The sequence below is a fragment of the Streptomyces sp. NPDC031379 genome, assembly GCF_055569615.1.
Map to the genome: position 1 here is coordinate 368,978 of NZ_JBVIIT010000003.1, position 7,293 is coordinate 376,270.

Annotated in this window: 7 protein-coding genes; 3 read left to right on the plus strand and 4 right to left on the minus strand. The window is 73.7% G+C overall.

All coding sequences use genetic code 11. The features are described from left to right. Positions 1 to 148 precede the first annotated feature (148 nt). The 3 genes from ACZ5CW_RS06550 to ACZ5CW_RS06560 form a co-directional block, all read right to left on the minus strand. Positions 149 to 814 (minus strand): response regulator transcription factor, encoded by a 666-nt coding sequence (locus ACZ5CW_RS06550; RefSeq protein WP_468598942.1) that lies wholly within the window; start codon positions 812 to 814, stop codon positions 149 to 151. Further along, positions 811 to 2,076 (minus strand): sensor histidine kinase, encoded by a 1,266-nt coding sequence (locus ACZ5CW_RS06555; protein WP_468598944.1) that lies wholly within the window; start codon positions 2,074 to 2,076, stop codon positions 811 to 813. The genes ACZ5CW_RS06550 and ACZ5CW_RS06555 overlap by 4 nt, the downstream gene beginning before the upstream one ends. A gap of 73 nt (positions 2,077 to 2,149) precedes the next feature. Then, complete coding sequence (locus ACZ5CW_RS06560; RefSeq protein ID WP_468598946.1) at positions 2,150 to 2,842, minus strand: TetR/AcrR family transcriptional regulator; 693 nt, start codon at positions 2,840 to 2,842, stop codon at positions 2,150 to 2,152. A gap of 165 nt (positions 2,843 to 3,007) precedes the next feature. Between ACZ5CW_RS06560 and ACZ5CW_RS06565 the strand changes: the two genes are divergently transcribed. Further along, positions 3,008 to 3,463 (plus strand): nitroreductase family deazaflavin-dependent oxidoreductase, encoded by a 456-nt coding sequence (locus ACZ5CW_RS06565; protein WP_468598948.1) that lies wholly within the window; start codon positions 3,008 to 3,010, stop codon positions 3,461 to 3,463. Here the strand turns inward: ACZ5CW_RS06565 and ACZ5CW_RS06570 are convergent. Continuing rightward, positions 3,453 to 4,694 (minus strand): geranylgeranyl reductase family protein, encoded by a 1,242-nt coding sequence (locus ACZ5CW_RS06570; RefSeq protein ID WP_468598950.1) that lies wholly within the window; start codon positions 4,692 to 4,694, stop codon positions 3,453 to 3,455. The genes ACZ5CW_RS06565 and ACZ5CW_RS06570 overlap by 11 nt on opposite strands. Positions 4,695 to 4,826: 132 nt before the next feature. Here ACZ5CW_RS06570 and ACZ5CW_RS06575 point away from each other — a divergent pair, with 132 nt between their 5' ends. Continuing rightward, positions 4,827 to 6,182 (plus strand): M20/M25/M40 family metallo-hydrolase, encoded by a 1,356-nt coding sequence (locus tag ACZ5CW_RS06575; RefSeq protein WP_468598951.1) that lies wholly within the window; start codon positions 4,827 to 4,829, stop codon positions 6,180 to 6,182. A gap of 61 nt (positions 6,183 to 6,243) precedes the next feature. Next, positions 6,244 to 6,948 (plus strand): MBL fold metallo-hydrolase, encoded by a 705-nt coding sequence (locus tag ACZ5CW_RS06580; protein ID WP_468598953.1) that lies wholly within the window; start codon positions 6,244 to 6,246, stop codon positions 6,946 to 6,948. The last annotated feature ends 345 nt before the right edge of the window (positions 6,949 to 7,293 follow it).

Consider the following 7,293-nt stretch of genomic DNA (forward strand, 5'->3'; position numbering starts at 1 on the left):
ACGGGAGCAGGCTCTGGGGGAAGGGCCCCCCCCCCCCCCCCCCCCCCTCCCCTCTCCCTCCCCCCCCCCCCCCCCCCCCCCCACGTCTGCGCGACGACCGGGGGAATGCCCGCGCCCGTGCCCCGCCCCGCCGCCCCCGGAGAGCGGCTCAGCCCAGCCAGCCCGGCCGCACCAGGCCCGACTCGTAGGCCAGCACGACGAGTTGGGCACGGTCACGGGCACCCAGTTTCACCATCGTGCGGCTCACATGGGTCTTGGCCGTGAGGGGGCTGACCACCAGACGGCGGGCGATCTCCTCGTTCGACAGGCCGATGCCGACCAGCGCCATCACCTCCCGCTCCCGCTCGGTGAGCCGGGAGAGCGCGTCGGCGGCCGCCGGCTCCTTGGAGCGGGCCGCGAACTCGGCGATCAGGCGGCGGGTGACGCCCGGCGACAGCAGCGCGTCGCCCTCGACCACCGCCCGTACGGCGCGCACGAGTTCGTCCGGCTCGGTGTCCTTCACCAGGAAGCCGGAGGCGCCCGCACGGATCGCCTCGAAGACGTACTCGTCGAGTTCGAAGGTGGTGAGCATGATCACCTTCACGTCGGCCGGTTCCGTGTCCCCGGTGATGCGCCGGGTCGCGGCCAGACCGTCCAGCACGGGCATGCGGATGTCCATCAGGACGACGTCCGGCCTCAGTTCACGGACCAGCCGCAGCGCCTCCTCCCCGTCCGCCGCCTCCCCGGCCACCTCGATGTCAGGCTGGGCGTCGAGCAGCGCCCTGAAACCGGCCCGCACCAGCGACTGGTCGTCGGCGAGCAGTACCCGGATCACTCGTCCTCCCCGAAGCGCGTCGGCAGTACGGCGCGCACCCGGAAGCCGCCGTCGGGGCGCGGGCCCGCCTCGATGGTGCCACCCAGCGCGGCCGCCCGCTCCCGCATGCCGGCCAGCCCGTTCCCGCTGCCCCCGGCGTCCGCGCCGGTCGCGGGGCCGTCGTCGTCGATCCGCAGCCGCAGCGCGCCGCCGTCGTGGGCGAAGTGCACGCGCGCGTGCCGCGATCCGGAGTGCCGTACGACGTTGGTCAACGCCTCCTGCACGATACGGAAGGCGGCCAGGTCGGCGCCCGGTGACAGCCGCGGCGGCCCGCCCTCGATCTCCACGGTGAGGCCCGCGGCAGCCGCCTGTTCCACCAGCTCCGGGAGCCGGTCGAGGCCGGGGGCGGGGGTGCGCGGCGCGGCACCGGGGGCGCGCAGGGTGTCGAGGACCTGCCGCACCTCCCCGAGCGCCTCCTTGCTGGCGGCCTTGATGGTGGTGAGCGCGGCCCGCGCCTGCTCGGGGTCGCTGTCGAGGAGCGCGAGGCCCATGCCCGCCTGAACGTTGATGACGGAGATGCTGTGCGCGAGGACGTCGTGCAGCTCGCGGGCGATCCGCAGCCGCTCCTCGTCGGCGCGCCGCCTGGCCGCCTGGGCGCGGTCCGCGCGTTCCCGCGCCCACTGTTCGCGCCGCACCCGGGCCAGCTCGGCCAGGGCGACGATGGCCAGCACCCAGGTGGCGAGGACGATCTCCTGGGTGAGGCCCGCGCCCTCGTCGCCCGCGGGCGGGAGCCACCGGCAGAGCCAGAGCGCGACGAGGGCGTGGCCGGCCCACAGCAGCCCGATGGCCGCCCAGGCGGCCCGCCGGTGCCCGGTGACGACCGCGCTGAAGCAGGCGACCGCGACCGTGAGGAAGACGGGGCCGTAGGGGTAGCCCAGGGCCAGATAGGCGAGGGCCGCCACCGCCGTGCCGAAGGCCACGGCCACCGGACGGCGGTGCCGCCACAGCAGCAGGACCGAGGCGAGCAGCAGCAGCGCGCGTCCGTAACCGTCGAGCTGCACGCGATGCTGCTGCTCCTGCGCGGCTAAGTGGGTACCGATCAGCACGAACGCGGTGAGGAACGCGGTCGAGCGCCACGGCGTCCGGGCACGGTGCGCCTCGGGGTCGTCCGGGCGGTTCCCCCAGGGGTGTGTCCCGGGCCTGTCCGGGCGGTTCCACCACGGGGGCCCGTACCGCCACCAGTGCGAGGGACCTCTCCCGTGCTCCTCTTCCATGCACGCCACGCTAGACGGCGCCGGGCCGCGAGGACGTCAGCCGGGCGGCGTGATCACCGGTACTCCCCGGGGAGTACACGGCTCAGGACGGCTTCAGGCCCACCCCGCGCGCCAGCTGGGCGACCGCGTGCCGGAAGAACGTCCCGCGGTCCTCCACCACCCGGTTGAACTGCCCGAACACCTCGAACCCGATCAGCCCGAACAGCTGCGCCCAGGCCGCCACCATCGGCGCGGCCACCTCGGGCGGCAGCTCGGGCGCGATGTCGGCGGCCATCCGCTCGGCCTCGGGGCGCAGGTCGGCCGGGAGCGGCGGGGCGGCCAGGCCGGGGCCCTGGTGGGCGTCGCTCACGATGCCGATGAGGACCAGGCCGACGCGGGACGCGGCCCGGACGGTGGTCTGAGGGGCGGAGTAGCCGGGCACGGGCGAGCCGTAGATCAGCGCGTACTCGTGCGGGTGGGCGAGCGCCCAGCCGCGCGCCGCCTCGCACACGGTGGTCCAGCGTTCGACGGGCGTGGCGCCGGGCGTGGTGTCCCGCGCCTGCTCCGCCGCCTCCCCGAGGGAGTCGTAGGCGTCGATGATCAGCGCGGTCAGCAGCTCGTCACGGCTCGGGAAGTAGCGGTACACGGCCGACGAGACCATGCCCAGTTCGCGGGCGACGGCCCGCAGCGAGAGCTTGGCCGCGCCCTCGGCCGCCAGCTGTCTGCGGGCGGCCTCCTTGATGGCCGCGGTGACTTCGACCCTGGCCCGTGCACGGGCGCCCTGTGCGGTGCTCATGCCAGCAGTGTGCCATGGAGCAAGAGCGGTGCACACAGAAGAGAGCGGCGCACTGGAAATGGAGCAGTGCCCAAAAAAGAGAGCACTGCTCTTGATAGGGAGCACCCGTCTGCTCCACACTGGAGACGAACGAGAGCACCGCTCTCCAGAATCGTGGGGGTCACCATGTCGCCGTCAGCGCCGTACTACCTCAAGGGCAGCCCGCTGAACGTCCGCCTGAACAGCGTGATCGGCTGGCTCGCCCGGCACGGGCTCAGCCTCGCGGGCACCGCCGAGATGTCCGTGCCCGGCCGTAAGAGCGGCAAGATGCAGCGCATTCCGGTCAACCCGCACACCTACGACGGCGGGCAGTACCTGGTCTCGGCGCGCGGCCACTCCCAGTGGGTGAAGAACATGCGCGCCGCCGGCGGCGGCGAACTGCGCGTCGGCCGCAAGGTGCGCGTCTTCACCGCGGTGGAGCTTCCCGACGCGGAGAAGCTCCCCGTCCTGCGGACCTACCTGGAGAAGTGGGGCTGGGAGGTCAACCAGTACTTCGCCGGGGTGACCGCCCAGTCCTCCGACGAGGAGATCATCGCCTGCGCCGGCGACCACCCCGTCTTCCGGATCACCGTCACGAACTGACGGGCTCCTCCGCCGGGGCGGCCTGCCCCCGGTCCAGCGCGGCCAGGGCGCGCTGGGCGAGCGGGTGGGCACGGACCAGCTCACCCAGCGAAGTCGAGCCCTGCGTGATGTCCTTGAACGCCCTCCACGCCGGACGGAAGCCGGTGAGGGCCGCGTGGAAGAGCCCGGGACGCTTCTCGAACATGGTCAGCATCCGCTTGCCGACGCTCATCTCGACGCCGAGCCCCGCCTTGATGGCGAACGCGTAGTTCAGGGCCTGGCGCCGGGTGTCCACGGCGTCGTGGGCCTCGGCGATCCGCACCGCCCACTCCCCCGCCAGCCGGCCCGAGCGCAGCGCGAAGGAGATGCCCTCCCGCGTCCACGGCTCCAGCAGGCCGGCCGCGTCACCGCAGACCAGCACCCGGCCACGGGAGAGCGGTGAGTCGTCGGCGCGGCAGCGGGTCAGGTGGCCGGAGGAGACGGCCGGTTCGAAGCCGGACAGGCCGAGGCGGGCGATGAAGTCCTCCAAGTAGCGCTTGGTGGCCGCGCCTTCGCCGCGCGCGGAGATCACGCCGACCGTCAGCGTGTCGCCCTTCGGGAACACCCAGCCGTAACTGCCGGGCATCGGGCCCCAGTCGATGAGTACCCGCCCCTTCCAGTCCGCGGCGACCGACTCCGGCACCGGGATCTCCGCCTCCAGACCGAGGTCCACCTGGTCCAGCTTCACACCGACGTGGGCCCCTATGCGGCTGGCGCTGCCGTCGGCGCCGACCACCGCACGCGCCAGCACCGTCTCCCCGCCCTGCAGGACCACGGCGACCGTGCGCCGGTCCGGCACCGCCGAGCCGTGCTGCTCGACGCGCTGCACCGTGACGCCCGTACGCAGCTCGGCGCCCGCCTTCTGGGCGTGCTCGACCAGCTGCTGGTCGAACTCGGGCCGGTTGATCAGCCCGAACAGCGTCTGCCTGGACCGGCGGGTGCGGGTGAAGCGGCCGTTGTTCGAGAAGGTGATCGCGTGCACCCGGTCCCGGAAGGGCAGCTCGAAGCCCGGCGGCAGCGCGTCGCGCGAGGGGCCGATGATGCCGCCGCCGCATGTCTTGTACCGGGGCAACTCGGCTTTCTCCAGCAACAGCACGCTCCGCCCCGCGACCGCCGCCGCGTAGGCGGCGGAGGCCCCCGCGGGTCCCGCGCCCACCACGACGACGTCCCACACCCGCTGCACGTCGTCCGCCGAAGAGTTCTCGCCGCTCACGATGGTCTACTGCTCCGATCAAGCCGCTGCCGTAGTGTCCCTCGCATCCTACGGCGGCCGTCGTCGCAGGCCACTGTGGGAGTATCGGGGGTACTCACCCCGTTCAACGTCGCACCCACGAGGAGCGTGCCCATGTCGTCGAATCCGGTCGCCGAGACCGTCGCCTCGCTGATGCCCCGGGCGAAGGCGGAGCTGACCGAGCTGGTCGCCTTCAAGTCGGTGGCGGACTTCGCGCAGTTCCCGAAGAGCGAGAGCGAGGGCGCCGCGAGCTGGATCGCCGACGCGCTGCGCGCCGAGGGCTTCGTCGACGTGGCCCTGCTCGACACACCGGACGGCACCCAGTCGGTGTACGGCTTCCTGCCGGGCCCCGAGGGCGCGAAAACGGTTCTCCTCTACGCGCACTACGATGTGCAGCCGCCGCTGGACGAGGCCGGCTGGACCACCCCGCCGTTCGAGCTGACCGAGCGCGACGGCCGCTGGTACGGCCGCGGGACCGCCGACTGCAAGGGCGGCCTGATCATGCACCTGCTCGCGCTGCGCGCCCTGAAGGCCAACGGCGGCGTCCCGGTGCACGTGAAGGTGATCGTGGAGGGCTCCGAGGAACAGGGCACGGGCGGCCTGGAGCGGTACGCCGAGGAGCACCCCGAGTTGCTGGAGGCCGACACGATCGTCATCGGCGACGCGGGCAACTTCCGTGTCGGCCTGCCGACGGTCACCACCACCCTGCGCGGCATGACCCTGGTCCGGGTGCGGATCGACACCCTGGCCGGCAACCTGCACTCGGGCCAGTTCGGCGGCGCCGCCCCGGACGCGCTCGCCGCACTGATCCGCGTCCTGGACTCGCTGCGTGCCGAGGACGGCTCGACCACGGTCGACGGGCTGGACGCCGTGGCGCGGTGGGACGGTCTGGAGTACACCGAGGAGCAGTTCCGCAAGGACGCCAAGGTGCTGGACGGTGTGGGGCTGGTCGGTGACGGCTCGGTCGCCGACCGCATCTGGGCCCGTCCGGCGGTCACCGTCATCGGCATCGACTGCCCGCCGGTCGTCGGCGCGACCCCGTCCGTGCAGTCCGCCGCCCGCGCGCTGATCAGCCTGCGGGTGCCGCCGGGTGTGGACGCCGCGGAGGCCACCAAGCTGCTCCAGGCGCACGTCGAGACGCACACGCCGTGGGGCGCCCGGGTCACCACCGAGCAGATCGGCCAGGGACAGGCGTTCCGCGCCGACACCTCCAGCCCGGCCTACCAGGCGATGGCCGACGCGATGGCCGTGGCCTACCCGGGCGAGACGATGCAGTACGCCGGCCAGGGCGGCTCGATCCCGCTGTGCAACACGCTCGCCGGCCTGTACCCGCAGGCCGAGATCCTGCTCATCGGCCTGAGCGAGCCGGAGGCGCAGATCCACGCGGTCAACGAGAGCGTGTCGCCCGAGGAACTGGAGCGGCTGTCGGTCGCCGAGGCGCTCTTCCTGCGCAACTACGCGGCAGGCTGACCCGTTCTGCCGACGGCAGAGGGCCCTCGCCGCGGGCGGGGGCTCTGCGTACGGTCGGCACATGGACGTCATCGAACTGCTCCCCCGTCTCCACCTCCTGCGCTTCCCGGTCGGCCAGGCCTATCTCTGGCGCGACGACGACGAGTTGACGCTGATCGACGCGGGAGCGCTCGGCGCCGGCCGGACGATCGCGGAGGCGGTCACGGCGCTGGGGCGCGCCCCCGAGGACGTCCGGCGGATCGTGCTGACCCATTTCCACGAGGACCACGCGGGCGGGGCGGGCGAGTTCGCCGCGCTGAGCGGAGCGGAGGTGCTGGCGCACCGGCTCGACGCCCCGTTCGTGCGCGGTGAACTCCCCGGCCCGCCACCGCGGTTCGAGGAGTGGGAGCTGCCGATCCACGCGGCGGCGGCCCGGCACCTGCCCGAGGGCACGCCGGAGCCCCCGGCCGCGGTCACCGGCCTGTCGGACGGCGACGTGCTGGACTTCGGCGGCGGCGCCCGGGTGCTCCACGTCCCCGGGCACACGGACGGCAGCATCGCGCTGTTCCTGCCCGACGAGGGCGTGCTGTTCACCGGGGACACGGTGGCGGCCTCACCGGTCGACGGGTCGGTGATACCGGGCGTGTTCAACCTCGACCGCCCCCGGCTCCTTGCCTCGCTCGGCCGGCTGGCGGACCTCGACGCGGAGGTGGCCTGCTTCGGGCACGGTGACCCGGTGGTGGGCGGCGCCGGGGCCGCTCTGCGCGACGCGACGGCCACACCCTGAGCGCGCCGCCTCCCGTCAGGGGCCGGCCGACCGACACCCCGCCGCCTTCCGGGACGGGCCAGCCGACAAGCACCCACCGCCACCCGGCACGGACCAGCCGGCCGACACCCCACCACCTTCCGGCACAGGTCCGCCGACAGGCACCCCGCCACCTTTCGGCGCGGATCGGCTGACCTACACCCCACCGCCACCCAGCGCGGGTCGGCCAACCGACACCCCACCGCCCTCCGGCAGGGGTCGACCGACGGGCACCCCGCCGCCTTCCGGGACGGGCCAGCCGACAAGCACCCACCGCCACCCGGCACGGACCAGCCGGCCGACACCCCACCACCTTCCGGCACAGGT